Below are 26,224 nucleotides of genomic sequence, written 5' to 3' on the forward strand. Positions count from 1 at the left end.
ACACGCTCCTTCTCAGGCGTTGGTGGGTGCGGCGACGGGCAGGACCGCCACCGCGATGTTGTCGTGGCCGCCGGCGTCGATCGCCAGCGTGGTCAGCGCGCGGGCCAGCGCCAGCGGCGTGGCGCCGTCGTGCCTGCCCACCGCGGACGCCAGGTCGGCGGCCGTGGGCAGGTAGTGCGAGAGCCCGTCCGTGCAGACGACCACCAGGCCGGGCCGCGCCGCCCGGAACCGGGTGATCTGCGCTTCCACCTCGCCCGCGTCCGCGCCGAGCCAGCGGACCAGCGCGCGCGACTCCGGGTCCGCGTCCTCCAGCCCGGCCGGTGCCGGCAGCCCGGCCGTCAGGATCGCCGCGAGCGAGTCGTCCACGGTCAGCTGCCGCGCGTCGCCGTCCGCGCCGACCCAGTAGGCGCGGCTGTCGCCGATCCAGCCCACGGTCACGCCCTCGTCGTCCACGACCGCGGACACGTAGGTGCAGCCCGGCGGCGCGTCCCCGTCCTCGGCCCGCCCGGTGCCCGCGGCCGCCTTCGCCGCCACCGACGCCGCGTGCGCGGTCGCGGAGAACGGCGTGGTGCCGCTCCGGAGCGCCTCCAGCAGCGCGGTCACACCGGCCTCGGCCGCGTCCGTCGAGGCCGCGTCCGCGCGCCGGGCCGAGGAGATCCCGTCGCAGACCACGGCCACCACGGCGTCCCGCGCGCGCCCGATCGCGACCGCGTCCTCGTTCTGCCGCCGTCTCGCCCGGTCGGTCACGGCCGCGACGCCGTCCAGCTCCAGCTCCGCCCGGTCCTTCGCGGCCGTCACCCGCCGCCCGCACTCCCCGCACCACCCGGAGGCCGCGTCTGCCACGGCCCCGCAGGAGGCGCACACGCCACGGTCGTCACGAGCCGAAACCCAATCCTTCACGGGTACGCCGTCCCCGCCCGACACGGCCGTGCGAGGCGATCCGCCCGCACGTCCGCCCGCACCCGCATGCGCGTCCACGTTCGCGTGATCGGGGCGTCCCCCACGTGGTTCTGACGACCTCGGGGACGCCCCGATCACGGGAGGGGTGGCGGGGCGGGCGGCGGGCATCGCGCCGGTGCGCAGGTCGCGGCCGCAGACCTCGCAGAAGACCGCGTCGTCGAAGGCCTCGCCGTGCTCGGGGCAGACCAGGGCCGCGCTCACACCAGCGTCCTGGGACGCACCGCGTTGGCCCGGTCGACCAGCGCCCACCGCTCCTCGCGCGTGTGCGCGTGCTGGGCCAGCATCCGGTACGTCCGTTCCAGCCCGAACCGCACGCCGCGCTCGGTCAGGTCGTTGCCCAGGATCTGATCCGTGCCCCGCGCCGGTGGCGTCCCGCTGCCCAGCCACGCGAGCGCGGTCTCCAGCAGCTCGGCCGCGAGCCGGGACTGCCGTTCCGTGTCCAGCGTCAGCCGCTCCAGCCGTCGCGCCGCGCCGATCAGGTCGTCGACCGGCCCGCCGCCCGCGGCCGTGCCCGCGATCCCGGCCCGGGTGGCCGCGACCTGCGCGGTCAGGTACTGCGCGGAGCTCTCCGGCACCTGGTCCAGCACGGTCAGCGCGCCGGCCCGGTCACCGCCCGCGAGCCGCAGCCGGGCCAGGCCGAACGCGGCGCTGAGGAACCCGCGGTCGACCGCCCACACGCGCGCGTAGTGCGCGGCCGCGGCCTCGGTGTCGCCCGCGCACTCGCACGCGGCCGCCAGTGCCAGCCGGGCCGCGCGCTCGCCGGGCAGCTCCCGGTAGACCGACTCGAACGAGGTCCGGGCCGCGTCCGTGTCGCCGCCGGCCAGCGCGGCCAGCCCGCGGTGCCAGTCCACCCGCCAGTCCAGCGGGTCCTCCTCGGCCAGCACGTCCAGGTCCGCCGCGGCCGTGTCCAGGTCGCCCGCGTCGATGTGCGCGCGGACCAGCCGGAACGCGACCTCCGGGCTGGTCACCGGCGCCGCCGTCAGCGCGCGGACCACCTCGGCCGGCGAGCCGGAGCCGAGCGAGGCGAGGAAGCCCGCGCCCGGGTCCAGCACGTCGACCAGCGGTGTGGGCAGCGCGGCCGCGACCTCACGCGGGTCGACGCCGCCCTCGCCGGCCACCACCTCGCCGGCCGCGGTGCCGAACGTGCGCCGCTCCGGCGTGAACCGTAGCGACGTGCTCGGCCGCGGCGTCCCGTCCGCGGCGGACAGCACCTCGCGCAGCACGCCGAGCAGCTGCTCGCTGAACTCGCCGGCGGACGCGAACCGCCGGTCCGCCTCGCGGTGGGTGGCGCGCTGCAGCACGCGCAGGAACGAGTCGTGCAGCGCCAGCAGCGGCGCCTCGTCCGGGGTCGGCAGGCGGTCCGCGTACGTGCTGGTGAAGCCCTTGGAGCCGAGCGCCATCACGGCCAGCGTGCGGCCCACGGTGTAGAGGTCGGAGGCGACGGACGGGCCCTCGTCCGCGATCTCCGGCGCCTGGTAGCCGGGCGTGCCGTAGATCGCGGACTCCTCGTCGGACAGGTGCCGCACCGCGCCCAGGTCGATGAGTTTCAGCTGCTCCTCGGCCTGGATCACGTTGTCCGGCTTGAAGTCGCAGAACAGCAGGTCGCGGCCGTGCAGGTAGTCCAGCGCGGGCAGGATCTCCACGCCGTACGCGATCACCTCGGCCAGCGGCATCCCGGCCTCACCGGTGCGTTCGCGGCGGTCCACCAGCAGGTCGCGCAGCGAGCGCCCGCCGACGTACTCCATCACGATGTAGCCGACCTGCTCGCCGGTCTTCGCGTCCGGGTGCTGCACGAAGTCGTGGATCTTGACGATGTTCGGGTGGTCGATCTCCACCAGGTAGCGGCGCTCCGTCACGGCCGCGGCCGCGGCGTCCGGGTCGGCCGTGTTGATCAGGCCCTTCAGCACCACCCAGCGGTCGGACACCGAGTCGGAGACGTTCCGGTCCCGGGCCAGGTAGATCCAGCCCAGGCCGCCGTACGCGAGCGCGCCCAGCACCTCGTACCGGTCGTGCACCACGTCCCCGGCCGCGAGCCGGGGCAGGAACGAGAACGCGGTGCCGCAGTGCGGGCAGAAGCCCTCGGTGCGGCCCGGCCGCCCGTCCCGCCCGCGGCCCACCGGCTTGTCGCAGCTGGTGCAGTACCGCTTCGGCTCGGAGACCACCGGGTCGGTCATCACCGCGGTCGCCGGATCGCGCAGCGGCACGCGCGGGATCTCGACCAGGCCGGCGCCGAGCCGCCCCCGCCCGGTCCCGGACCGCCCGGACCGCGAGCCGCGCGTGCGTCCGCTGCCGGTCCGCGCGGACCCTCTCGTACCCCCGGCGGCTGTGTGTGATGGTTGTGCGCCCGTGGCGGGTTCCGGGACCGCGCCGGCCGGCGCCTTGCGACCGCACTCGTCGCAGTAGCCGTCCGGGAGGTAGTGGCCGGGACAGCCCGGACGCAGGCAGGACGCGCTCATCAGTGGTGCTCCCCTCGAGGAGGTTCGTTGTTCCAGGCCGGGATGGCGGTCGGCTCGGGGCCGCCGCCGGACAGTGCCCGCTGGTACGCCATCACGGCCCTGGTCGCGGCCGGAAGATCGCACGGCGACGTGTAGAGCAGCGTCTCCGCCTGTTCGTGCAGCGTGGCCGCGTGCCCGTCCTCTATCAGCCCGAGCCGCGCCGCCTTCGCCCGGTACGCGTCCAGCCGCCCGCGCAGCTCGGTGCGCCGGCGCAGCAGCCCGTCCGCGGCCTCGTACAGGTGCCCGGCCCGCTCCAGCGCCGCGGCCGCGCCCCGCTCCGCCGCGTCCAGCTCCGTGCCGAGCCGGGGCCAGCGGCCCTCCCGCTGGATCTCCGCGATCTGGCGCAGGTGCGCGCGCAGCGATCCGGCCGCGTGCGGCGGCTCCGGCAGGCCCGGGTTGAGGATCTTCTCGTGCACGGTGGCGAACACGGCGGCGGTACGCTCCTCCGCGGCCGCGACGCCGTCCACGTCCCGCCCCAGCGTGGCCAGCCGCTCCGGGAAGCCGTCGCGCAGCCGCGCCAGCCCGGCCAGCCCGGTGACGATCCGGTTGACCTCCTCGGCCAGCTCGCGCAACCTCGCCGCGGCCGTCCAGTCGTTGCCGGCGCCGCCGAGCGGGTCCGCGAGCGCGGTCAGGTGCTCCTCGGCCAGCCGCGCCTCCACGTCCGCCAGGCCGGAGTCCGCGCCACCGCTGTCACCCAGCCCGGACGCGGTGGCCCGCGCCCGGTCCAGCGCGGTGGTCAGCGGCGCCAGGCGCTCGGAGATCGCGGTGCGCGCGGCCTCGACCTGCGTGCACACGGTCTGGACCTGCGCGGTCTGCTCCTCCAGGCCGTTCGCGAGCGCGGGCAGCGTCAGCACGGGCGGGCCGCCGTCGAGCACCATGCCGTCCGGGCCGACCGGCACGGACGGCTCGCGCAGCATCGCGGTGAGCGTGCGCAGCTCGGCCGCGTTCGGCCGGCTCCCGGCCGCCGCGCGCGCCTCGCGGGCCCGGTCCAGGCCGGTGCCGAGCGCGGCGAACCGGGACCACAGCACACCGACCCGGTGCAGCGTCTCGGTCGCGGTCGCCGCGGTCCGGCCGGTCAGCCCGGAACGGCGCAGCGCGGCCAGGCCCTTGTGGTTGTCCAGCCAGTACATGGCCGCGGAGATGCGGTCGTGCGCGGCCGTGAGCCCGACCAGCGCGGCGTCGGCCTCGTCCCGGCCCATCGGCGGCATGGTCATGCGTCAGTCCTGGTACTTCGCGGGCGGCGGCGTGGGCGTGTCCGTGCTCAGCGCGGTCAGCCACGTGCGGTACAGCCGCGTCCAGGTGCCGTCCGTGCGCACGTTCTCCAGCACGCCGTTGACGAACCGGACCAGGTCCGCGTTCTCCTTCCGGATCGCGATGCCGTACGGCTCGACCGTGAACGCGTCGCCCACCACCTCGGTGTTCGGGTCCTGCGCGGCCAGCCCGGCCAGGATGCTGTCGTCCGTGGAGACGGCCTCGACCTGGCCCTGCTGCAGCATGACCAGGCAGTCGGTCCAGCCGGCCACCGCGACCGGGACCGGCCGGGCCGCGTGCGCCGCGATGTTCCGGATCGACGTGCTGCCCGCGGCCGCGCACACCTTCTTCCCGGCCAGGCCGTCCATGCCGGTGATGCCGGACCCGCGGTGCACCAGCACGCGTTGGCCGGCCGTGAAGTACTCACTGGAGAAGCTGACCTGCTGCCAGCGCTCACAGTTCATCGTCATGGTCTCGACGACCAGGTCGACCTCGCCGTTGCGGACCGCGTCGATCCGGGTCGCCGACGTGACCGTCTTGTACTGGATCTTGTTCTCGTCGCCGAAGATGGCCTTCGCGACCTGCTTCGCGATGTCGATGTCGAAGCCGGACAGCTCGCCGGTGAGCGGATCGCGGAACCCGAAGCGGTAGCTGTTCTGGTCCACGCCCGCGATCAGCTTGCCGCGCGCCTGGATCGCGGCCAGCGTGCCACCGGACGGCATGCCGTTCGCGGCCGGCAGCGACGCGGGCGGGCGGAGGCTGGCACGCGGGTCGCAGTTCTGCGCCGCGCCCGGCGCGGCGGACGCGCTGGGCGCCGGGTCCTGCGCGCCGACCGGCAGCGGTGCGCCGGCGCCGACCCGCACGTCCGGCAGCCCGCCGTCGCCGGTGGCGCAGCCGGCCAGCACGGCCGTGAGCAGCAGCGTGCCCAGCACGAGGCGCTTGTTCATCGGTACTCCGCCCTTCGTCGCTGCACACCGATCACGATGCCGGCGATCATGGCCGCGGTGAGCGCGCCCGCGCCCAGGTCGCCGAAGCGGAGCGCGCCACCGGCGTCGTCGGCCCTGGCGGCGAACACGTCGCTGTCCGCCGTGATCGCGGCGCCGAGCGCGCTGTCGAACGCGGCGAACTCCGAGGCCGCGCCGCCCAGCGTGACCTCGACCGCGCCGGTGTAGTCGCCGCCGCCGTCCCGGGTGCGCACGTCCCGGTGCGCGGCCAGCCACGCGTCGGCCGCCCGGTCCACGACCGCGAGGTGCGGGTCGTCCACGCCGGTCGCGTGCGCGCGGATCTCGTCCAGCGCGCCGCCGTCCCGGGTGATGCCGTCCAGCGTCTCCGCGTAGTGCGTCTCGAACGCGGCGCCGCCACCGCGGGCCACCAGCGTCAGCGCCTCGTCCGTGCGGGCCTGCAGCGCGTCGATGCGCACCTGCGCCATCCGGTCCACCTGGTCCGAGCCCTGCTCACGACCGGCGTTCAGGCTGACGCCGGCCGCGACCGCGGAGACGCCGAGCCAGAGCGTGAGCAGCACGGCCGCGCCGGTCGCGACCAGCAGGCCGGCGTTGAACACCCGGTTCGTCAGCGCGGCCAGCCGTCGCTGCACCACGACCAGCGCCGCGATCACGCCGAGGCAGAGCAGCACGGCCAGCCACGGGGCCGCGCCGCCGCCGGAGCGGGAGTCCCGCAGGTCCGCCGCAGCGGCGTCGTAGACGCCCTGCGCGGCCGGCAGCAGCTCCGCGCGCATCAGGCCGTTCGCCTCGCGCAGGTAGGCGGCGCCGACCGGCAGGCCCTGCCGGTTCAGGCTGCGCGCGGTCTCGATCAGCCCGGTGTAGACCGGCAGCCGGGAGTTGAGCACGGCCAGGTGCTGGGCGCCGTCGCCGTCGAGCCCGGCGCCGAGCACGGTCAGCGCGCGGCCGGACTCCGCGATGTCCGCCTGGTAGCGGTCGCGCAGCGCGGCCGGCTCGAGGCCGCCGGACAGGAACGCGGACGCGGCGGTCGCGTCCGCGTCGGAGAGCGCGCGGTACAGGTCGAGCGACGCGACGGTCAGCGGGCCGTTGCGGTCCGCGAGCGCGTCGAGATGTGCGGCCCGCTGCCGGACGCCGGTGACCGCGGCGACGCCGGCCAGCAGCGCGAGCGCGACGAGCACGGTCATCCACAGCGCGAGGCGGCCCGGCGTGTGGCGCAGGCTCGCGGTGAGCCGCCCCCGGACGGTCGGCGCCCGGCCGGCCGGCGCGTGGACCACGGCCGCGGAGCGCTCCGGCGCGGGCACCGGTGACGCCGTGCGCACCGGGCTCTCGGTGGTCACCATCGGCACCCCTCCGACCTCGGATCTTGTGGGTCTCACGGTAGACGGACCGGTCAACCACTGGTTGTCACGGGGTGGGCGAAACGTTTCGCCCTATCGTCTTTCGATTCGGCGAAAGGCGAGCTAAATTTGTGTAGGAACGTTTCGACCCGGATGGTGTGGCGTGACGACGTACAAGGACATCCAACGGCTGACCGGCCTGTCGCTGGCGACGATCTCCAAGCACTACAACGGGGGTACGGTGCTGGAGGCGAACCGCCGCGCCATCGAGGACGCGGCCGCGCAGCTGGACTTCCGCCCCAACGGCATCGCCCGCAACCTGCGCTCCGGCCGCTCCCGCACGGTCGGCGTGCTGCTGCCCGCGCTCACCGACGACTTCCACCTGACGATCATCGCCGGGGCGGAGAGCGCGCTGCACCGGGCCGGCCTCAGCGTGCTGGTCGCGACCAGCCCGGCGCCCGGCGCCGGCGCGGTCGACCTGCTGCGCAGCCGCATGGTCGAGGGCATCATCACGGTCCCGCCCGCGCACGACGCGGCGGCGCTGGCCCGTGCCGCGACCGAGATCCCGGTCGTCCAGCTCGACTGGGAGGCGCCCGGCCTGGACACCGACCGGGTCTTCCTGGACAACCTCGGCGCCGGCGCCATGGCCGCCCGGCTGCTCCTCGACCACGGCCACCGGCGGATCGGCCTGGTCGGCGGCCCCGACGAGATCTCCACCGCGCGGGACCGGTCCGCCGGCTTCCGTGCGGAGCTGGACCGCGCCGGGATCACACCGGCGGACGCGTTGCTGCGCACCGGGCCACCCACGGTCGCCGGCGGCCAGGCCACCATGCAGCGCATCCTGGCGGCCCGCGACCGGCCCACCGCGGTCTTCTGCGCCAGCCACCACCTCACGCTCGGCGCGCTGATCGCGCTCAACGACTCCGGCCTGCGGCTCGGCCGCGACGTGTCGCTGGTCGGCTTCGACAACCGCGAGCTGGCCATGGCCACGCTGCCCCGCCTCACCATCGTCGAGCAGCCCACCCACGAGATCGCGGCCCGCGCGGCCGAGCTGCTGCTGTCCCGCCTCGCGTCCCCGCAGGCGTCCCCGGTGACCGTCACGGTCGACCCGGTCCTGGTCGCCGGCGCTTCCGTGATGCGTCTCGATGACTGAGTCCTCTGGTGCGCGGCCGCGGGCTGCGGAAGCCGCCTCCGCCGGGCCGACGCCGGTGGCGGCGTCCTGGCGCGCCGCCCACCGGGCGTGCCGGAGCGGAAGCGGCAGATCTGCCGGCCCGGCACCTGAACCGCCGTTCCGTGCCTCGCGATCGGCCTCGGCCTTCCGCGGTCCGGTGACCGGCGTCTCGCGGCCCGACCCGACCGTCAGGAGGAGAGATGTTCACTGAGCGACGTGCGCTCACGGCGCTGGCGCTGGGCGCGTTCGGGATCGGCATCGCGGAGATGACCGTGACCGGGCTGCTCGGGCGCATCGCGGGCGACCTCGAGGTGAGCGCCGCGAGCGTCGGCACCGCGATCTCGCTCTACGCGCTCGGCTGCGTGCTCGGCGCGCCGCTGATCACGATCGCGGGCGCCCGCGTCCCGCGGCATCGGCTGCTGCTGGCCACGCTGGTGCTGTTCATCGTGGGTAACACGGCCGCGCTGCTCGCGCCGGGCCTGCTGCTCTTCGACGCGGCCCGGTTCGTCGCCGGGGTGCCGCACGGCGCCTACCTGGCCGTCGCGGCCGCCACCGCGGCGTCGCTGGTCCCACGCGAGCGTCGCGGGCGGGCGACCGCGTTCGTCGGCGTCGGCCAGACCATCGCGAGCATCGTGGGCGTGCCGGTCGCGATCGTCGTCGGCCAGGCCGTCAGCTGGCGGGCCGCGCTGGCGCTCGCGGTCCTGGCCTTCGTCGCGGCCTTCGCGGCCGTGCTCCGCTTCGTGCCGCCCGACGCGCGCCCGGCGGCCGTCACCCCCGCCGACGTGTGCCCGGTGCTCAGGGCCACGGCCGCCGACCTGGCCGGCGCTCGCCCTGCGGCCGTCGCCCCCACCTCGATGATCGGGGCGTTCCCCAGGTCGTCAGAACGGCATGAGGGACGTCCTGATGACCAGAAGGGGCGCGCCCGGCAGAGGTGGGCGCGTGCGACCGTCGGCGGGCTGCGAGCGCCTGTGGCCGGCGTCCTCGGGGCACTGCGGGCGCCCGTCGCGGGTGGCGTCGGCGTGCTGCGGTCGCCGGATCTGTGGGCCGGGATCGCGGTGGCGGCGAGCGGGTTCGCGGGGCTGTACTGCGTGCTGAGCTTCATCGCGCCGATCACCACGGAGGTGGCCGGGCTGCCCGCGGGCGTGACGCCGGTGGTGCTGATGCTCTACGGCGCCGGGATGACCGTGGGCGCGCTGCTCGGCGGCCGGCTCGCGGACTGGGACATCGGCCGGACCGTGCCGCTGGCCGGTGTCGCGGCGGCGGTGGTGCTGGCCGGGTTCGCGACCGTGATGAGCGCGCCGTGGGCGCCGTTCGCCGGCGCGTTCGGGATCGGGCTGGTGCAGCTGATCATGTATCCGTCGCTGCAGCTGCGGGTGATGGACGCGGCGCCGGGCGCACCCGCAGTGGGGGCGGCGCTGAACCAGTCCGCGCTCAACCTGGCGAACGTGATCGGCACCTCGATCGGCGGCGGGATCGCGGCCGGTGGCATGGGCTACGCGGTCAACGGCTACGCGGGCGCGCTGGTCGCGGCCGCCGGCGCGGGCATCGCAGTGCTGCTCAGGCCGAGGGCCGGGGCAGGGCTCGGGCCACGCGTGGACAGCCAGGATCTCGAAGCCGGAACGAGATCGCCGTCGTTGGCCGAGGCCCGCTAAATGCTGAAATTTCGGGCACGTAGTGCCCGCATTCCGCACTGAGCGCCCAGCTCACGGCGCGTGTTCCCTCGCGCGGCGTCGTTGCCTCGCGCCGGACGCGCGGCGCCCTCGCCTCGCGCCAGGCGCGCGGCACGCGTGCGGGGCCGGGTCGTTCTGGTGCACGAATCGCCGCCGGTCCCGTGGGGCACGGCGGCGCGGGGGCGCCTGTGGACGACGGCCGGCGGTGTCGGTCACGGAGCGGGCCGGGGGAGTTCTTCGCGTACCCGCTGAACGAATTTGATCTTTTAAGGCCGGTTGGCGGGGGAGTGAGCGGACCAGGCATGATCGGTGACACCATGACCACGCTGACCGACCGGATTCCCGGTACACCGGACCCCGACTCCCTCTACGAGATCTTCAGTCTCTGGGCGCAGGAGAGGGGGCTGAGCCTCTATCCGCACCAGGAGGAGGCGTTGATCGAGATCGTCTCCGGTGCGAATCTCATTCTGAACACGCCCACCGGGTCCGGGAAGAGCCTGGTCGCGACCGCGGCGCACTTCGCGGCGCTGGCGCGCGGCGGGACCACGTTCTACACCGCGCCGATCAAGGCGCTGGTCTCGGAGAAGTTCTTCTCGCTGGTGGAGATCTTCGGGCCGGAGAACGTGGGCATGCTGACCGGCGACGCCTCGGTCAACGAGGACGCGCCGATCATCTGCTGCACCGCGGAGATCCTGGCGAACATCGCGCTGCGCGAGGGCGCGGATGCGGACGTCGGCCAGGTGGTCATGGACGAGTTCCACTTCTACGCGGAGCCGGACCGGGGCTGGGCGTGGCAGGTCCCGCTGCTGGAGCTGACGAACGCGCAGTTCGTGCTGATGTCCGCGACGCTGGGCGACGTCACCCGGTTCGAGGAGGATCTGACGCGGCGGACCGGGCGCTCGACCGCGGTGGTCCGCTCGGTGGAACGGCCGGTGCCGCTGCTGTTCTCCTACGTGACCACGCCGATGCACGAGACCATCGAGGAGCTGCTGACCACCCACCAGGCCCCGGTGTACGTCGTGCACTTCACCCAGGCCGCCGCGCTGGAACGGGCCCAGTCGCTCATGTCGGTGAACGTCTCCACCCGGGCGGAAAAGGACGCCATCGCGGAGATGATCGGAAATTTCCGGTTCGCCGCGGGCTTCGGGCGCACGCTGTCCAGGCTGGTCCGGCACGGCATCGGCGTGCACCACGCGGGAATGCTGCCGAAGTACCGCCGACTGGTCGAGACGCTGGCCCAGGCCGGTCTGCTCAAGGTCATCTGCGGCACGGACACGCTCGGCGTCGGCATCAACGTGCCGATCCGCACCGTGCTCTTCACCGGCCTGTCCAAGTATGACGGCATCCGCACCCGCCTGCTGCGCGCCCGCGAGTTCCACCAGATCGCCGGCCGCGCCGGACGGGCCGGGTTCGACACGATCGGGCGCGTGGTCGTGCAGGCGCCGGAGCACGTCATCGACAACGAGAAGGCGCTGGCCAAGGCCGGTGACGACCCGAAGAAGCGCCGCAAGGTGGTCAAGAAGAAGCCGCCGGAGGGCACGATCGGCTGGGGCAAGCCCACGTTCGACCGGCTGGTCGAGGCCGAGCCGGAGCCGCTGACCTCCTCGTTCCAGGTGTCGCACGCGATGCTGCTGAACGTGCTGGCCCGGCGCGGCGACCTGTTCACCCACATGCGCCGCCTGCTCACCGAGAACGACGAGGACCGCGCGGGCCAGCGCCGGCTCGTCCACCGCGGGATTCTCATCTACCGCGCGCTGCTGGCCGGCGGCGTGATCGAGCGCCTCGACGAGCCGGACGAGGACGGCCGCACCGTGCGGCTGACCATGGACCTGCAGCTCGACTTCGCGCTCAACCAGCCGCTGTCCCCGTTCGCGGTGGCCTCGCTGGAGCTGCTCGGCCGCGAGGAGCCGTCCTACGCGCTCGACGTCGTCTCCGTGATCGAGTCCACGCTGGAGAACCCGCGGCAGATCCTCTCCGCGCAGCAGTTCAAGGCGCGCGGCGAGGCGGTCAACGCCATGAAGGCCGAGGGCATCGAGTACGACCAGCGCATGGAACTGCTCGAACAGGTCACCCACCCGCGCCCGCTCGCGGAGATGCTGGAGGCCGCGTACGAGACGTACCGCCGTGGCCACCCGTGGGTCGCCGACTACGAGCTCGCGCCGAAGTCCGTCATCCGGGACCTGTACGAGCGCGCCATGACGTTCGGCGAGTTCGTCTCGTTCTACGGCCTGTCCCGCTCCGAGGGCCTGGTGCTGCGCTACCTCGCGGACGCGTTCCGCGCGCTGCGCCAGACCGTCCCGGAGGAGGCCAAGACCGAGGAGCTTGTCGACCTGATCGAGTGGCTCGGCGAGCTGGTCCGCCAGGTCGACTCGTCGCTGTTCGACGAGTGGGAGCGGCTGCGCAACCCCGGCGACGACCCGCTCAAGCCGGCGCCGCTTTCGGACAAGCCGCCCGCGGTCACCCGCAACCTGCGCGCGTTCAAGGTGCTGGTCCGCAACGCCATGTTCCGCCGCGTCGAGCTGGCAGCGCTGCACCAGTGGGCCGCGCTCGGCGAGCTGGACGGCGACTCCGGCTGGGACGCGGCCGCCTGGGCCGACGCGCTCACGCCGTACTACGAGGAGCACGCCGACATCGGCACCGGCCCGGACGCGCGTGGCCCGGCGCTGCTGCAGATCACCCAGGACCGTACCGAGTGGACCGTCCGTCAGGTCATCGACGACCCGGCCGAGGACCACGACTGGCACATCACCGCGGTCGTCGACCTCGCCGCCTCCGACGAGGCCGGCGTGGCCGTCCTGCGGATCACCGACGTGGGCAACGGCTAGACCTGCGGCTGCGTCACGCTGCCGTGCACGGGGCCGGACGCGGACTCCGGGATGTGTGGCACGTCCACCACCCGGTCCGCGCCTGCCAGCCACTCGTGCAGCCACGCGGCCGCGGACTCGTTGCGGGCGGCGAGCGCGGCCAGCACGTCCGCGAGCGCACCCACCCGGGCCGGGTCGCCGGGCGTGTCCTCGACCGCGGCCAGCGCGGCCGTGGCCTCGTCGTGGCGGGCGGTGAACGCGGTCAGCGCGGACCAGGCGGCCGCGCCGGGTTCGCCGGCCGTGCCGGTCGCGAGCGGGACGAGGGTGGCGGCCAGGGCCGCGCCGGTGACGGGTTCCACCGCTGCACCGTATATCGCTTGTAGAGCATCAGGGTGTAGAAACTCGCGGACACCTCACGTCTGCAGGGAGATTCGCCACCATGGCACGGTTCCTCTTCGCGGCCACGCCCGCGCCCGGTCACGTCACGCCCGCGCTGCCGCTGGTCAAGGCGCTGCGCGACGCCGGTCACGAGGTCCGCTTCACGACCGGCCGCGAGTTCGAGCGAGCCGTCACCCGGGCCGGCGCGGCCTTCACGCCACTGCCGGAGGAGGTCGACTGGAGCGGTGTCACGCCGGACGAGCGCTGGCCGGAGCGGGCCGCGCTGACCGGCCTGAAGAAGCTGCAGTGGGACATCGCGAACTACTTCATCGCGCCGGTCGCCACGCACGTGCGCCACCTCCAGGCGATGCTGGCCACCTCGGCGGCGGACGTGGTCGTGGCGGACAGCCCGTTCGGCGCGGTCTCGGCACTGCGCGAGCTGGGCGGGCCGCCGGTCGTCTACTACGGCATCACCGCGCTCGGGCTGCCCAGCCGGGACCTGCCGCCGTTCGGGCTCGGCCTGCCGCTGATGGGCGGCCCGCTCGGCCGGCTGCGGAACCGGGCGCTGGCCGCGTTCGTGCGCCGGACCGTGTTCGCACCCAGCATCGGCCAGGTCGACGCGCAGCGGGTCGCGCTGGGCCTTGAGCCCGCCGGCCGGACCGCGATGGAGACGTCCCGGGAGCCGGAGCTGTATCTCCAGCTGTCCACGCCCGGCTTCGAGTATCCGCGTACCGACCTGCCCGGCTACGTCGCCTTCGTCGGGCACCCGGCGCCGCTGCCGCCGTCCTCGCCGTTCACGCCGCCGTCCTGGTGGGCGGACGTGACCTCCGGCGAGCGTCCGGTCGTGGTGGTCTCGCAGGGCACGATCGCCACCGACCCGGCCGAGCTGCTGCGCCCGGCGCTGACCGCGCTCGCCTCGGAGGACGTGCTGGTCGTGGCCGTCACCGGCGGCGCGGACCCGTCCGTGCTGGGCGACGTGCCGGGCAACGCGCGGGTGGCGTCGTTCATCCCGTTCTCCGCGCTGTTCCCGCACGCGTCCGTGGTCGTCACGAACGGCGGCTACGGGACGATCCAGCTGGCGCTCGCCCACGGCCTGCCGATGGTGGTCGCCGGCCGCACCGAGGACAAGCCGGAGACGACCGCGCGCGTGGCCTGGTCCGGCATCGGCGTCAACCTCCGCACCCAGACCCCGGCACCATCCAAGATCCTTTCCGGGGTACGGACAGTGCTTGCCGACCCGTCGTTCGCTTCCCGGGCCCGGGAGCTGCGGGACGAGCTGCCCTCCTCCGACGGTGCCACACCGGAGTCGCGGGCGGTGACGTTGCTGGAGAAGGTGGTGGCCTCCGCCTGACGTTATGCTGCCGGTCATGCGCTCACTGGGCACGTTGCTGGTCGGCCTCGGCGTCGGATTCCTGCTGTCGCTGGCGCTGTCCGACCTGGTCTCCGCGGAGGGCGTGCAGACCGTGGCCGCGATCGTCCTGGTCTTCGCCGGCCTGATCCTGCAACGCCGCGCCCGCGATCCGGAGCAGTCGATCCCCTCGACGATCCCGGCCGCACCGGCGGCGCCGTTCGCGGCGGCGTGCTCGGCCGCGGCGGCGTCTCCGGTCGCATCAGCATCCTCGGTCACGGCGGCGGCTCCGGCCGCCGCCGGTCTCGGCGAAGCCACCGACCGGATCCTGCGCCTGGCCGAACAGCAGGCCGCCGAGCATCGTGCCGCCGCCGAGACCGAGGCCGCCCGCATCATCGCCGAGGCCCGCACCGAAGCCACCCGCATCCGCGACAGCTCCTGACGCATCCGCACCGGCCTGACGGCATCCGCAGGCGGCTGCTGACGCCCGCACGGCGGCCTCTGCCCATCCGCACCGGCCCTGACGCCTCTGCGGGCGGCTGTCGGCGCGCGTGGCGGCCGCCTTGCATCCGTGGGCGGCTACTGACGCACGCGCGGCGGCTCGTGAGGCGCGCGAGCCGGAGTCCACCATCGACCGGGCACTTCCTGCCCGAAATATCGTGATAAGGCGGGTGACAGCGACCGCGTACCGCGCGGGCGGAGCACCCACACGGGCGAGTAGATCATTGAGTGTCGAGAAGAGGTCGCCACACGGCGGTTCTGACGACCTCTTCTCGACACTCAATGATCCACAGGCTTTGATGCGATGGTCCATGATGGCGGGATGGTTCCGGCCATCAGGCAATTACGGTCCGCGCCCTTTCGCCGGCGGGATGCGGTCGACGCGGGGCTGACTACGCCCGGCGCGCTCAAAGGGCCACACTGGCAGCGCCTCTACAGGGGCGTTTACATCGCACGAGCCGCGTTCACCCCGGACCTCCACCGCATGTGGTGTGCGGCCGCGCAACTGGCGATGCCCTCGAGCGCCGCCATCGGCGGGCTGAGCGCGGCGTACCTCTGGAATGTCGACCTCCTCGCCCCCGACGAGCCTGTCTCGATCATCGTGCCGGGACGACAGGGCATCGTGAACCAGTCGATGCTTCGGGTCATTCGCGGTGAGCTGCCGCGGGGCGATGTGGAGATGTTCACCGGGCTGCGGGTGACCACGCCGGCGCGGACGGCGTTCGACCTGGGGCGCGGCGCCGATCGTGTCCACGCGGCGATCGCGGTCGACGCGATGCTGCACCGGCGGGCGGTGTCGCTCGCGGAGCTGCACCGGGCCGCGGATGCGCACCCCGGCTGGCGCGGTGTCATGAAATTTCGGGACATTCTGCGGCTGGCCGAGCCGGGAGCCGCGTCGCCGATGGAGACCCGGCTACGGCTGGTGATCACGGACGGCGGATTGCCACGACCGGTGGCCCAATATCGAATCCTGGACGACGCCCGGCTGTTCATCGGCCAGGTGGATCTGGCCTACCCAGCATGGCGGATCGCTATCGAGTACGAGGGCGATCATCACCGTGACCAGGCAACGTTCCGCAAGGACATCGTGCGATTCAACCGGTTGCAGGCAGCAGGCTGGGCCACACTGCGCTACACCGCCGACGACGTCTTCACAAGGCCCAAAAAGATCATCGAGGGGGTACGCCGCGCCGTAGCCGCCGCCGAGGCACGCCGCACGGCTCATTGAGGGCGGGCCGACTCGGATGAGATCGCCTCATCTCCGATGGGCGACGGCCGGGGTCGGCGTGGGAGTGCGCGGGCCTCGCCTCGGGCAGCCCCAGGACGGCGGAACTCGCGTGTTCTTTCCCGCGCCGCGCGGAACCGGCTCCGACGCCGGGAGGCAAGCGGAGCGCCGGCGGAGTCTTGGCGTACGGCGAGGTGTGCCCGCGGGAGCAACGCTGCCGCACCACGCCGGAAGCGGGAACATGAATTTGATCTTCGGGAGCGGCTGCCGGACGGCGGCGGGTTCGGGCTGCTCGGGGCGGCCTAGCATGGGCGGGATGATTACTCACGATGACCTTCTGACCGACGAGGAACGGACGGAGGACGCGCTCGAGCTGCTGTCCGGTGCGCCGTACGCGCTCGATGTCGCCGGCAAGCAGCTGGGCCGGGGTGGCGGTGTCTACGCGTGGTGGGCCGCGCCCGAGGTCTTCCCGGAGCTGGGCGGGCCGCCGAACGTGAACGTGCCGACGCTGCGGCTGCTGTACCTGGGGCGGGCCGGCAACCTGCGGGGGCGGATCCTGCGTAACCACCTGCGGCGGTCCGGCAGTTCCACGCTGCGGCGCACGCTGGCGGGGCTGCTGCTGCCGGAGGGCTACCGGACCACGTGGACCGATCGGGTGGTCCTGGTGCCGGAGCACGAGATCCGGCTGACCGCGTGGATGCACAAGAACCTGCGCCTGACCTGGGCTGAGGACCCGGATCCGGAGCCGATCGAGGCGGCGCTGGTCCGGCGCTTCCACCCGCCGCTGAACGTGCACGGCGTCGATCCGGAGCACCTGCAGGAGCCGGTGCTGGCGGCGAAGCGGGCCTACGAGGCGTCGGCTGGCGAACCGTCATGAACGCGCGCGTCTGCGGGGTGGAGAGCGCGGCCACCTCGGCCAGGAGCGGCGCGGGGTCGATCCCGGCGGCGCGCGCCTCGTCGTAGACGTCCCTGAGCAGCAGCATCCAGTCGCGGGCGTCGGGCTGACGGTCCAGCGCGGACACGTGCAGCAGGCGCTGCCGCAGGTCGTGGCCGGGCGCGCGGGCGGCCCACCGGAAGGCGGGGAAGAGCACGAAGAGCCGCCGGATGTACGCCCGAGTGTCCTCGTCACCGGCCGCGTACCGGTCGATCAGCTCGGTGAGCAGCGCGGCGGCCTCGTCCGTGACGCCGGCTCCCGCGAGCGGGTCGCGGGAGAAAAGCCGGTCGATGTCGACCGGCTCGGCGGCGATCGGCGCGAGCGCGGCGTCGAGGCGCGCCAGCCGTGACTCCAGTTGCGGGCGCTCCACGTGCGTACCCCCTGATGTTGATCTTAAAAAGCGGTCAGTGCGCGGATCACGTCGATCGGGAGCGGGCGGTCCGCGAAGAGCAGGCGGATCGCGGACGGGTCCGGGTTGCCGGCGTCCGGCCCGCGCCAGATGCGGTGCAGGCCGGCGCGCTCGACCGTGTGCTGTGATCGGTCGTTGCCCTCGAGCAGGTAGGCGGTCATCGCCAGATCCGGCCGGAGCGCGGCGGCCGCACCGATCGCGGCGGCGCTGATCTCCTGCGCGTAGCCACGCCCCCAGAACGCGGGCAGCAGCCGGAACCCGAGGTTCCAGGCAGCCCCGTACCGGATGAAACACCCCCCGATCCCGGCGAACGCGCCGTCCAGTTCGTGCGCGACCCACATCCCGAGCCCGTCCCGCTCCCAGGCGGCGCGCCAGATGTCGAGCGTGCGTGCGGTCTGCGCGGGCGCGGAGTGGCGGGAGAGCGGGTCGGGCGCCCAGACCTGCGGGTCACTGTAGAGCGCGAACAGCGCGTCGAGGTCGTCCGGCTCAGGCTTGCGAAGGCGGAGGCGTTGGGTCACACGCTCCATCCTGCCCTTGACGGTGCGCATGTGAGCGCTAACACTCATCGACGAACCCCACTGTGAGGAAGGATCGTCATGAGACGTTTCGTGGTCGCCGCCGTCCTGGTGGCCGCGGGTCTGACCCTGCTCGGACCCCCGATGCCGGCCGCCGCCGCGCCCGCCGTGTCCTACACGAATCCGATCGCCGCCCAGCGTGCCGACCCGCACATCTACAAGCACACCGACGGCTACTACTACTTCACCGCCACCGTCCCGGCGTACGACCGGATCGTCCTGCGCCGCGCCACCACGCTGCAGGGGCTGTCGACCGCGGCGGAGACGACGATCTGGACGAAGCACGCCAGCGGCGCGATGAGCGCGCACATCTGGGCGCCGGAGATCCACTACATCGGCGGGAAGTGGTACGTCTACTTCGCCGCCGGCGGGGACGACGTCTGGGCGATCCGGCCGTACGTGCTGGAAGGCACCGGCGCGAACCCGCTCACCGCGAGCTGGGCCGAGAAGGGGCAGATCCAGACCGGCTGGCAGAGCTTCGCGCTGGACGCGTCCACGTTCGTCACCAACGGCACCCGATACCTGATCTGGGCGCAGCACGACAACAACCTGCCGGCCAGCAACACCAGCCTCTACATCGCCACCATGTCGAACCCGTGGACGCTCTCGTCCGCCGCGGTCAGCATCTCCGCGCCCACGCTGGCCTGGGAGAAGATCGGCTACCAGGTCAACGAGGGCCCGACCGTGCTGCAGCGCAACGGGAAGATCTTCCTGACCTACTCCGCGAGCGCGACGGACGCGAACTACTGCCTCGGCCTGCTGACCGCGTCGGCGAGTGCGAATCTGCTGAGCCCGTCGTCCTGGGTCAAGACGCAGACGCCGGTCTTCACCAGCAACGCGAACACCGGCCAGTACGGCCCCGGCCACAACTCGTTCACGGTCTCCGAGGACGGCCAGAGCGACATCATGGTCTACCACGACCGGAATTACCGCGATATTTCCGGTGACCCGCTGAACGATCCGAACCGGCGGACCCGCGTCCAGAAGGTCTACTGGAAAGCCGACGGCACCCCGGACTTCGGCATCCCGATCCCGGACGGCAGGCACCCGGTGCGGCTGCGCTCCTACAACTACCCCGACCGGTACCTCCGCCACTGGGAGTACCGCGGCCGCCTCGAGGCGAACGTGAGCCCGCTCGCCGACTCCCAGTTCCGCGTGATCACCGGCCTGGCCGGCTCCGGCACGGTCTCGCTGGAGTCGACGAACTTCCCCGGCTACTACCTGCGCCACAAGAACTTCGAGGTGTACGTCGAGAAGGCCGACGGCACCGCCGTCTTCAACGGCGACGCGAGCTTCCACCAGCGCGCCGGCCTGGCCGACCCCGCCGCCGTCTCGTTCGAGTCCTACAACTACGCGGGCCGCTACCTCCGCCACGCGAACAACCTCATCTACGTCCAGGCGGTCTCCGGCGGCACCGCTCCGGCCGACGCCACCTTCTATTCGGAGTAGATCGGATACGGGCGGCCCTGTTGCGTGCGGGTCGCCCGTATCGCGCCTCGCCTGTCGAGTTGATCTCCGGGGTGTGGCGGGCGCTACCCCGCCCCGGAGATTAGGGTCGGGGGAGACGTCCTCACGTGCGAACCCCGAGGAGACCCGCTGTGTCCGTTCATCCCCGTGCCGGTCAGCCCGCGGAACCCGCCGACCTCGTCGATGTGCCGGAGCTGCTGCGGGCCTACGCCGACCGGCACCCCGACGTCTCCACCCCGGCGGAGCAGGTCGCGTTCGGGACGTCGGGTCATCGCGGATCCAGCCTGAGGACCGCGTTCAACGAGGACCACATCGTCGCGATCAGTCAGGCCATCTGCGAGTACCGGGACGGCCAGGGCACGGACGGCCCGCTGTTCATCGGCCGGGACACGCACGCGCTCTCCGAGCCGGCCACGATCAGCGCCGTGGAGGTCTTCGCCGCCAACGGTGTGACCGTGCTGCTCGACTCGCGCGACGGCTACACGCCGACCCCCGCGGTCTCGCACGCGATCCTGACCGCGAACCGCGGCAAGCGGAACGGTCTCGCCGACGGCGTGGTCGTCACCCCGTCGCACAACCCGCCTGCGGACGGCGGCTTCAAGTACAACCCGCCGAACGGCGGCCCCGCGGACACCGACGCCACGAAGTGGATCCAGGACCGCGCCAACGCGCTGATCGCCGACGGTCTCAAGGACGTCAGGCGCATCCCGTACTCCCAGGCCCTCAACGCGGACACCACCGGCCGCTACGATTTCCTGGCGTCCTACGTGGACGATCTGCCCCAGGTCGTGGACCTCGAGAAGATCAAGAACGCGGGGGTACGCATCGGCGCCGACCCCCTCGGCGGTGCCGGCGTGGCCTACTGGGGCGAGATCGCGGAGCGCCACGGCCTGAACCTGACCGTCGTCAACCCGGCCGTCGACCCGGCCTGGCCGTTCATGACGCTCGACTGGGACGGCAAGATCCGGATGGACTGCTCCTCGCCGTACGCGATGGCGTCCCTGATCGGCAAGCGCGACGCCTACCAGATCGCGACCGGCAACGACGCGGACGCGGACCGCCACGGCATCGTCACCCCCGACGGCGGCCTGATGAACCCGAACCACTACCTCGCCGTCGCCGTTCAGTACCTCTACTCCCGCCGCGACGGCTGGAGCCCGGACGCCGCGATCGGCAAGACGCTGGTCTCCTCCTCCATGATCGACCGCGTGGCCGCGTCGCTGGGCCGACGTCTGGTCGAGGTACCGGTCGGCTTCAAGTGGTTCGTCCCCGGCCTGCTGGACGGCTCGGTCGCGTTCGGCGGCGAGGAGAGCGCCGGCGCGTCGTTCCTGCGCCGCGACGGTGCCGTCTGGACCACGGACAAGGACGGCATCCTGCTCTGCCTGCTCGCCTCCGAGATCCTGGCCGTCACCGGCGAGTCCCCGTCCCGGCACTACGCCGCGCTGGTCTCCCGCTTCGGCGCCCCCTCCTACGCCCGCATCGACGCGCCCGCCACCCGCGAGGAGAAGGCGGTCCTGGCCCGGCTCTCCCCGTCCCAGGTCACCGCGACGACACTGGCCGGCGAGCCCATCACCGCCACCCTGACCTCCGCCCCCGGCAACAACGCCCCGATCGGCGGCCTCAAGGTCACCACCGAGAACGGCTGGTTCGCCGCCCGCCCCTCCGGCACCGAGGACGTCTACAAGATCTACGCCGAGTCCTTCAAGGGCGACGACCACCTCGCCCTCATCCAGCAGGAAGCTCGCGACCTCGTCTCTGCCGCGCTGAAGACCGCCTGAACCCAGCCTCCTCCCCGCGCGCCCGACGGCTCGGCCCGCACGCTGCTATCCGCCGCGTGAGCCGGCCCGAGGCACCCCCGCAACCCGAAGACCAGCCCAGAAGATCAAGATCCAGTTCATTTTCCCGCTTCCGGCGTGGTCGCGGTCCGCATGCTCCCGCGGGCCCAACCTCCGGCGGCCGGAAGACTCCGCTGGCGCGCCGCTTCCGCCCCCCGATCGGAGCCGGTCCCGCCGCTGGTCACCCTAACCCCACGCGGTTCCCGCCGTCCCACCGGCGGGAACCGCGTCTCGCGTCTCGCGTCTCGCGTCTCGCGTCTCGCGTCTCGCGTCTCGCGTCTCGCGTCTCGCGTCTCGCGTCTCGCGTAACGAGCGCGGCCAGCAACGGGCGCTCCGCGCCCGAAATTTCACCATAAAGATAGACCGTCCGCCAGCGCCGAGTGTCTACCACGGACGCAGAGCGAGCCGCCTCGGGAGCGCCGGGACCGAAAGGATCATTGAGTGTCGCGAAGAGGTCGTCGCGGACGCCGATTGACGACCTCTTCGCGACACTCAATGATCCTTTGCGAAGGAGGCGGGTCGTGGCGCTTCGGCCGTTCGCCTGCGGTGTCGTGTTTGGGGCCGGTGGGTACCGTCCGGCGCGGAGGCGACCATGAGCGACAGTGGGAACCCCGCCGTGGCGGGGGACGGGAACAAGGGCGGCGGCGACGAGATGTCGACGTCGACGTCCGTGGGTATGGGCGGTGCGGCGGTGGCCGTGCTGGTAGGAGTGATCTTCATATGCTGTCCCTACGGGATCAGCGTGATCGCGCCGATCTTCGTGGGGCTGGGCGTGACCGTCTTCATCGGCAGCCTGCTCGGGAGCATGTCGTCGGGATGGGTCGGGCGGATCTCCGCGGTCGTCGCCGGGTTCGGGGTCGCGCTGGTGCTGCTGTCCGCGAGCGGCTTCGTCACCAGGCACTTCGCGCGGGGCGACTACCTACGGTTCGCCGGTGTGCCGGTCGAGGCGTCCGTGATCCCGGCCCGATGCGACTGGATCAACGAGGGACGCCGCGGGCTCTCGGACACGCTGGGCTGCGACAGCGTCACCTGGACGGTCGACGGTGGTGAGCAGCAGGGTTCGATGGAGATCGGCGGCGAGGACGTCCGCTCCACCACCGGCACCACACCCGTGACGGTCAAGGGCTACGCGAAGGGCGACGAGGCGGTAGCACTGACCCAGATGGACGAGAACTACGGCGCGGCCCGCGTCGGCGTCATCCCGCTCTGGGCCGCCGCCCTCGGCCTGCTCCTCGCCATCGGCGGCCTCCTTCTGGCCATGCGCCGCACCCCCGCGCCCCCGTCACCACCCGCGACCCCGCACTAACGATCAGGTCGCGGCCGCGGCTGGCCACACGGGCTGCTATTTCCCGAAATTTCGGGCGCGCAGCGCCCGCTTCTGGACGGTTCAACGCGACCGCGGCGACCGCGACCGCGACCGCGGCGACCGCGACCGCGACCGCGGCGACCGTGACCGCGGCGACCGTGACCGCGGCGACCGTGACCGTGACCGTGACCGCGTCGCCCGCGACCGCGCCGCCCGCGGTCGCGGCGAACGCGGACGGCGCAGCGGACGAGCCTGCGGCCGGAGACGGGCTTGGCCGGTCGTCCCCGGGCCGCTCGAACGTCACACGGTGGTCAGCGGGGGCCGGAGTGCGGTGTCAGGGGGCGGCCGTGCAGTGTGGTCTCGCCTGCGAGGCTCCACCACAGCTCGTTGTCGGCGGTCAGGTACGGATGCCAGGAGCCGACCGGGCCGCCGTGCTCCAGGGCGTCCGCGATCGCGGTCAGGAAGGCGCCCAGGGAACGGTAGCCGTCGGAGAAGTCGCCGCCGGCGTCGTGGATGGCCATGCCGAGGCGGCCGTGGCCGGGGCCGGGCCGCAGGTCGATCACCAGCGCGTCACCGTTGGACTCGGCGAACGGGACCCACAGCGGATGCCACCACGGCTCGCCGGGGCCGGGCTCGACGTCGTCCAGGATGTCCAGGCACATCTCGTAGTGCGCGGCGATCCTCGCGGCGGAGATCGGCGACGCCTCGGGGAACAGGTTCGCCCAGCCGGTCAGGCCGTCGTGCCGGCGCAGCGACGCGGCCAGCTCGGGCGGGACCTCGTAGCCGAGCGTGGCGGTCAGCGCGGACAGGTCGGTGGCGGGCGGGGCCAGCAGCGCGAAGCTCGGCGGTGTGTGGACGGCCATCCACCGCTCGATGCGCTCCCAGGCCCCGCCCACGACGTCGGTCATGCGCGGGCGAGCCATTCCGGGGCCAGCACGGACCAGACCTCGATGTCGTGCCGCTCGCCCTGGTGCAGGCGCAGTGCGCGGAGCACACCGTCCCGCGTCATGCCGAGCCGGCGTGCGACCGCGATGCTGGCCGTGTTGCCGGAGGCGACCAGCCACTCGACGCGGTGGATGCCGCGCTCGCGGATCGCCCAGTCGATGATCAGCGTGGCCGCGCGGGTGGCGAGGCCGCGGCCGGCGGCGGCCGGTTCGAGCCAGCAGCCGGCCTCGGCGGTGCCCTGCGCCACGTCCATGGTGCGGAACAGGACGCCGCCGACGAGCACACCGGAGGACCAGATGCCCCAGATGTGTCCGGTGTCGGCGGCGGCCTTCTCCGCGTACCCGGTGAGGAAGGTCGTGGCGGTGGACGGCGACGTGATGGCGTCGGCCAGACCGATGAAACGGCCGATGGACTCGCGTCCCCGGTCGATGTTGGCCAGGAGTTCGCCGGCCTGCCACGGCTCGAGGGGGCGGAGGACGGCGTCGCCGTCCAGCGGGAGGGAGAACACTAGTCCCGGTCCACCGCGTACTTCTCGATCTCGGCGAGCTCGTCGTCGGTGAACGACAGGTTGCCGAGCGCGGCGATGTTGCCCTCGAGCTGCGTGACGCTGGACGCGCCGATGATCAGGCTGGTCATCCGCGGGTCGCGCAGTGCCCAGGCGAGCGCGAGCTGCGCCAGCGTCTGGCCGCGGCCGGAGGCGATCTCGTTGAGCGCGCGGACCTTGCCCATGGTGTCCTCGGAGAGGTCGCTCTCGTTGAGGAAGTGGCTGGTCGCGACGCGCGAGTCGGACGGCACACCCTGCAGGTAGCGGTCGGTGAGCAGGCCCTGCTGGAGCGGGCTGAACGCGATGCAGCCGGCGCCGGCCGTCTCCAGCGCGTCGAGCAGGCCGTCGCGCTCGATCCAGCGGTTGAGCATCGAGTAGGACGGCTGGTGGATCAGCAGCGGAGTGCCGAGCTCGCGCAGGATCTCGGCCGCGCGGGCGGTCTGCGAAGCCGTGTAGTTGGAGACGCCGACGTAGAGCGCCTTGCCGGAGCGGACGATCGCGTCCAGCGCGGACATCGTCTCCTCGAGCGGCGTCTCCGGGTCCGGCCGGTGGTGGTAGAAGATGTCCACGTAGTCCACGCCGAGCCGCCCCAGCGACTGGTCCAGCGAGGAGACGAGCTGCTTGCGGGAGCCCCACTCGCCGTACGGCCCGTCCCACATCAGGTAGCCGGCCTTGGACGAGATGACGATCTCGTCGCGGTACGCCGCGAGGTCCGACCGCAGGATGGCGCCGAAGTTGGTCTCGGCCGAGCCGTGCGGCGGCCCGTAGTTGTTCGCCAGGTCGAAGTGCGTGACGCCGAGGTCGAACGCCCGTCGCACGATCTCGCGCTGGGTCTCCAGCGGCCGGGTGTGGCCGAAGTTGTGCCAGAGCCCGAGCGAGATCGCGGGCAGCTTCAGCCCGCTGCGCCCGGAGCGCCGGTAGGTCATGGTCTGGTAGCGGTCACTTGCGGGGTTGTACGTCACGCGGGGAAGCGTATCCCCGCTGGGTGACGGCGTGTGCGGAGGCGGCCAGCAGGGCCGGATCCGGGGTGCCCTCGTCGTACTGGAGGCAGGCGGTGAGCGTGGTGACGCCGGTCGTCACCAGGTCGAGCGCCGGGTCCGTGTCGTGGCAGATCGGCATCCGGAACGCGCACCGCGCGCGATACGGGCAGCCGGGCCCGTCCGCCGGTGGCTGCCCGCCGGCCGTGCCGGTCAGCAGGTCGATCGTGTGCGGGTGGTGCGGGCCGGACCAGAGATCCTCCGCGCGCCCGTGCTCGACGATCCGGCCGCCGTGCAGCACCGCGATCTCGTCCGCCACGCCGTGCAGCGCGGCCGGGTCCGCGCCGGTGACCACGATGGCGAAGCCGTGCCGGTCGCGCAGCGCGCGGAGCCGGGCCGAGGCGGCGGGCGGCACGTCGTCGATGACGAGCACGTCCGCGTACCGCTGGCGGGGGGTGAGTACCGGCTCGTCCGTGTCCAGGATCCGCGGGGAGGCGGCCGCGAGCCGTTCCCACCGGCTGGGCCGGGGCGTGTGCGCGTCCAGCGTGATCTCGGCACCGCCGTCGCGCGGCCGCAGCGTGAGCGTGCCGTCAAAATCACGAAGATCACCGGTGAGTACGCGGGTGAGCGTGGTCCGCCCGCTGCCGCGCTCGCCGGTCACGCCCAGGATGGCACCGCCGGGCAGGTCGAAGCCCACCTCGCAGAGCGCGGGGCGGTCGGCGCCGAACGTGGCCGTGACCTGCCGCACGCTCAGCACGAGCCCGCTGCGGGCGTCCCCGATCGTCAACCGCGGCCCCCGGGAGTGTTGTTTTCGGTGGGTTCGTGCCCGTTTCACCTGCGATAACGTGAAACGCGAGAAAATAAGAACACTGAACCGGTTACGGCGTCAACGATGCGTCGGTGAGCTGTCGTCCGCGAGCGCCGAGCGCCTCGTGATCGGCGTGAAACATGATCACTGGTAGCGTTGGGGTAGCCGTACGGGAGAGACCCGATCTTCTCCGGGCGCCGAAGGGGCAAATCCTCCCCGGAACCTCTCAGGCAAAAGGACCGTGCGGGCAGGCACTCTGAAACACGGGACCAGTCCGTGTGACAGAGGGGGAGGTTGGAACCTGTCGACCTCTCCGCCCGAGGAG

General features: G+C 72.9%; 22 protein-coding genes and 1 riboswitch. Of the genes, 11 read left to right on the plus strand and 11 right to left on the minus strand.

The features are described from left to right. Positions 1–12: 12 nt before the first annotated feature. Genes OP04_RS05160 through OP04_RS05180 form a run of 5 tightly spaced genes read right to left on the minus strand, consistent with a single transcriptional unit; the run spans position 13 to position 7,005 of the window. Positions 13–1,161 carry a PP2C family protein-serine/threonine phosphatase gene (locus OP04_RS05160; RefSeq protein ID WP_033338301.1) on the minus strand — a complete coding sequence of 383 codons (1,149 nt, stop codon included), beginning with the start codon at positions 1,159–1,161 and terminating at the stop codon, positions 13–15. Then, complete coding sequence (locus OP04_RS05165; protein ID WP_051797112.1) at positions 1,158–3,416, minus strand: serine/threonine-protein kinase; 2,259 nt, start codon at positions 3,414–3,416, stop codon at positions 1,158–1,160. The genes OP04_RS05160 and OP04_RS05165 overlap by 4 nt, the downstream gene beginning before the upstream one ends. After that, complete coding sequence (locus OP04_RS49170; RefSeq protein WP_051797113.1) at positions 3,416–4,669, minus strand: hypothetical protein; 1,254 nt, start codon at positions 4,667–4,669, stop codon at positions 3,416–3,418. Before OP04_RS49170 ends, OP04_RS05165 begins: the two co-directional genes overlap by 1 nt. Before the next feature lie 3 nt (positions 4,670–4,672). Continuing rightward, positions 4,673–5,653: a glutamate ABC transporter substrate-binding protein gene (locus OP04_RS05175; protein ID WP_033338302.1), complete on the minus strand. Its 981-nt coding sequence runs from the start codon at positions 5,651–5,653 to the stop codon at positions 4,673–4,675. Continuing rightward, complete coding sequence (locus OP04_RS05180) at positions 5,650–7,005, minus strand: hypothetical protein (protein WP_033338303.1); 1,356 nt, start codon at positions 7,003–7,005, stop codon at positions 5,650–5,652. The genes OP04_RS05175 and OP04_RS05180 overlap by 4 nt, the downstream gene beginning before the upstream one ends. 160 nt (positions 7,006–7,165) lie before the next feature. Here OP04_RS05180 and OP04_RS05185 point away from each other — a divergent pair, with 160 nt between their 5' ends. The 3 genes from OP04_RS05185 (at position 7,166) to OP04_RS05200 (ending at position 12,668) form a co-directional block, all read left to right on the plus strand. After that, on the plus strand, positions 7,166–8,155 hold the full coding sequence (locus OP04_RS05185; protein WP_033338304.1) for a LacI family DNA-binding transcriptional regulator: 990 nt from the start codon (positions 7,166–7,168) through the stop codon (positions 8,153–8,155). 218 nt (positions 8,156–8,373) lie between these two features. Continuing rightward, positions 8,374–9,825 (plus strand): MFS transporter, encoded by a 1,452-nt coding sequence (locus OP04_RS48345; protein WP_035085955.1) that lies wholly within the window; start codon positions 8,374–8,376, stop codon positions 9,823–9,825. A 320-nt stretch (positions 9,826–10,145) separates the two neighbouring features. Continuing rightward, positions 10,146–12,668 (plus strand): DEAD/DEAH box helicase, encoded by a 2,523-nt coding sequence (locus OP04_RS05200; protein WP_232323485.1) that lies wholly within the window; start codon positions 10,146–10,148, stop codon positions 12,666–12,668. Here OP04_RS05200 and OP04_RS05205 read toward each other — a convergent pair. Further along, positions 12,665–13,006, minus strand: coding sequence for a hypothetical protein (locus tag OP04_RS05205; RefSeq protein ID WP_033338305.1), 342 nt, complete (start codon positions 13,004–13,006; stop codon positions 12,665–12,667). The two genes, OP04_RS05200 and OP04_RS05205, sit on opposite strands and share 4 nt — an antisense overlap. 80 nt (positions 13,007–13,086) lie before the next feature. Between OP04_RS05205 and OP04_RS05210 the strand changes: the two genes are divergently transcribed. The 5 genes from OP04_RS05210 to OP04_RS05230 all read left to right on the plus strand — a co-directional run bounded on the left by OP04_RS05210 (position 13,087) and on the right by OP04_RS05230 (position 17,382). Continuing rightward, on the plus strand, positions 13,087–14,376 hold the full coding sequence (locus OP04_RS05210) for a glycosyltransferase (protein WP_033338306.1): 1,290 nt from the start codon (positions 13,087–13,089) through the stop codon (positions 14,374–14,376). A gap of 16 nt (positions 14,377–14,392) precedes the next feature. Next, positions 14,393–14,815, plus strand: a complete 423-nt coding sequence (locus OP04_RS05215) for a hypothetical protein (RefSeq protein ID WP_157239304.1) — start codon at positions 14,393–14,395, stop codon at positions 14,813–14,815. Between the two features lie 381 nt (positions 14,816–15,196). Then, positions 15,197–16,102 carry a DUF559 domain-containing protein gene (locus OP04_RS05220; protein WP_033338455.1) on the plus strand — a complete coding sequence of 302 codons (906 nt, stop codon included), beginning with the start codon at positions 15,197–15,199 and terminating at the stop codon, positions 16,100–16,102. A gap of 313 nt (positions 16,103–16,415) precedes the next feature. Then, positions 16,416–16,976 (plus strand): GIY-YIG nuclease family protein, encoded by a 561-nt coding sequence (locus OP04_RS05225; protein WP_085066250.1) that lies wholly within the window; start codon positions 16,416–16,418, stop codon positions 16,974–16,976. 145 nt (positions 16,977–17,121) lie between these two features. Then, positions 17,122–17,382, plus strand: a complete 261-nt coding sequence (locus OP04_RS05230) for a hypothetical protein (protein WP_033338308.1) — start codon at positions 17,122–17,124, stop codon at positions 17,380–17,382. A gap of 44 nt (positions 17,383–17,426) precedes the next feature. Here the strand turns inward: OP04_RS05230 and OP04_RS05235 are convergent, their stop codons facing one another. Next, complete coding sequence (locus OP04_RS05235) at positions 17,427–17,960, minus strand: GNAT family N-acetyltransferase (RefSeq protein WP_198153723.1); 534 nt, start codon at positions 17,958–17,960, stop codon at positions 17,427–17,429. A gap of 78 nt (positions 17,961–18,038) precedes the next feature. Between OP04_RS05235 and OP04_RS05240 the strand changes: the two genes are divergently transcribed. The 3 genes from OP04_RS05240 (at position 18,039) to OP04_RS05250 (ending at position 22,625) form a co-directional block, all read left to right on the plus strand. Then, positions 18,039–19,466, plus strand: a complete 1,428-nt coding sequence (locus OP04_RS05240) for a family 43 glycosylhydrolase (RefSeq protein ID WP_033338309.1) — start codon at positions 18,039–18,041, stop codon at positions 19,464–19,466. Between the two features lie 149 nt (positions 19,467–19,615). Continuing rightward, positions 19,616–21,262, plus strand: a complete 1,647-nt coding sequence (gene pgm, locus OP04_RS05245; protein WP_033338310.1) for a phosphoglucomutase (alpha-D-glucose-1,6-bisphosphate-dependent) — start codon at positions 19,616–19,618, stop codon at positions 21,260–21,262. Between the two features lie 649 nt (positions 21,263–21,911). Then, on the plus strand, positions 21,912–22,625 hold the full coding sequence (locus OP04_RS05250; protein WP_157239308.1) for a hypothetical protein: 714 nt from the start codon (positions 21,912–21,914) through the stop codon (positions 22,623–22,625). A 311-nt stretch (positions 22,626–22,936) separates the two neighbouring features. Here the strand turns inward: OP04_RS05250 and OP04_RS05255 are convergent, their stop codons facing one another. Genes OP04_RS05255 through OP04_RS05270 form a run of 4 tightly spaced genes read right to left on the minus strand, consistent with a single transcriptional unit; the run spans position 22,937 to position 25,878 of the window. Then, a complete protein-coding gene (locus OP04_RS05255) occupies positions 22,937–23,533 on the minus strand; it encodes an SMI1/KNR4 family protein (protein ID WP_033338312.1) in 597 nt (198 codons plus the stop codon). Further along, positions 23,530–24,078 (minus strand): GNAT family N-acetyltransferase, encoded by a 549-nt coding sequence (locus OP04_RS05260; protein WP_033338313.1) that lies wholly within the window; start codon positions 24,076–24,078, stop codon positions 23,530–23,532. Before OP04_RS05260 ends, OP04_RS05255 begins: the two co-directional genes overlap by 4 nt. Next, positions 24,078–25,040, minus strand: coding sequence for an L-glyceraldehyde 3-phosphate reductase (mgrA, locus tag OP04_RS05265; RefSeq protein WP_232323489.1), 963 nt, complete (start codon positions 25,038–25,040; stop codon positions 24,078–24,080). The genes OP04_RS05260 and mgrA overlap by 1 nt, the downstream gene beginning before the upstream one ends. A gap of 13 nt (positions 25,041–25,053) precedes the next feature. Then, entirely contained in the window at positions 25,054–25,878 is an 825-nt protein-coding gene (locus OP04_RS05270; RefSeq protein ID WP_033338315.1) for an ABC transporter ATP-binding protein, read from the minus strand. 181 nt (positions 25,879–26,059) lie between these two features. Continuing rightward, positions 26,060–26,151, plus strand: a riboswitch (glycine riboswitch). Positions 26,152–26,224 lie beyond the last annotated feature (73 nt).

It is taken from the genome of Catenuloplanes japonicus (assembly GCF_000717135.1).
GTDB classification, from domain to species: Bacteria; Actinomycetota; Actinomycetes; order Mycobacteriales; family Micromonosporaceae; genus Catenuloplanes; species Catenuloplanes japonicus.

Bases quoted from the DNA above. Each gene is read 5' to 3' on its own strand.
- OP04_RS05165 (WP_051797112.1), bottom strand. From the start codon at position 3,416: ATGAGCGCGTCCTGCCTGCGTCCGGGCTGTCCCGGCCACTACCTCCCG.
- OP04_RS49170 (WP_051797113.1), bottom strand. From the start codon at position 4,669: ATGACCATGCCGCCGATGGGCCGGGACGAGGCCGACGCCGCGCTGGTC.
- OP04_RS05175 (WP_033338302.1), bottom strand. From the start codon at position 5,653: ATGAACAAGCGCCTCGTGCTGGGCACGCTGCTGCTCACGGCCGTGCTG.
- OP04_RS05180 (WP_033338303.1), bottom strand. From the start codon at position 7,005: ATGGTGACCACCGAGAGCCCGGTGCGCACGGCGTCACCGGTGCCCGCG.
- OP04_RS48345 (WP_035085955.1), top strand. From the start codon at position 8,374: ATGTTCACTGAGCGACGTGCGCTCACGGCGCTGGCGCTGGGCGCGTTC.
- OP04_RS05200 (WP_232323485.1), top strand. From the start codon at position 10,146: ATGATCGGTGACACCATGACCACGCTGACCGACCGGATTCCCGGTACA.
- OP04_RS05210 (WP_033338306.1), top strand. From the start codon at position 13,087: ATGGCACGGTTCCTCTTCGCGGCCACGCCCGCGCCCGGTCACGTCACG.
- OP04_RS05215 (WP_157239304.1), top strand. From the start codon at position 14,393: ATGCGCTCACTGGGCACGTTGCTGGTCGGCCTCGGCGTCGGATTCCTG.
- OP04_RS05220 (WP_033338455.1), top strand. From the start codon at position 15,197: ATGGTTCCGGCCATCAGGCAATTACGGTCCGCGCCCTTTCGCCGGCGG.
- OP04_RS05225 (WP_085066250.1), top strand. From the start codon at position 16,416: ATGATTACTCACGATGACCTTCTGACCGACGAGGAACGGACGGAGGAC.
- OP04_RS05240 (WP_033338309.1), top strand. From the start codon at position 18,039: ATGAGACGTTTCGTGGTCGCCGCCGTCCTGGTGGCCGCGGGTCTGACC.
- OP04_RS05250 (WP_157239308.1), top strand. From the start codon at position 21,912: ATGAGCGACAGTGGGAACCCCGCCGTGGCGGGGGACGGGAACAAGGGC.
- OP04_RS05255 (WP_033338312.1), bottom strand. From the start codon at position 23,533: ATGACCGACGTCGTGGGCGGGGCCTGGGAGCGCATCGAGCGGTGGATG.
- mgrA (WP_232323489.1), bottom strand. From the start codon at position 25,040: ATGACCTACCGGCGCTCCGGGCGCAGCGGGCTGAAGCTGCCCGCGATC.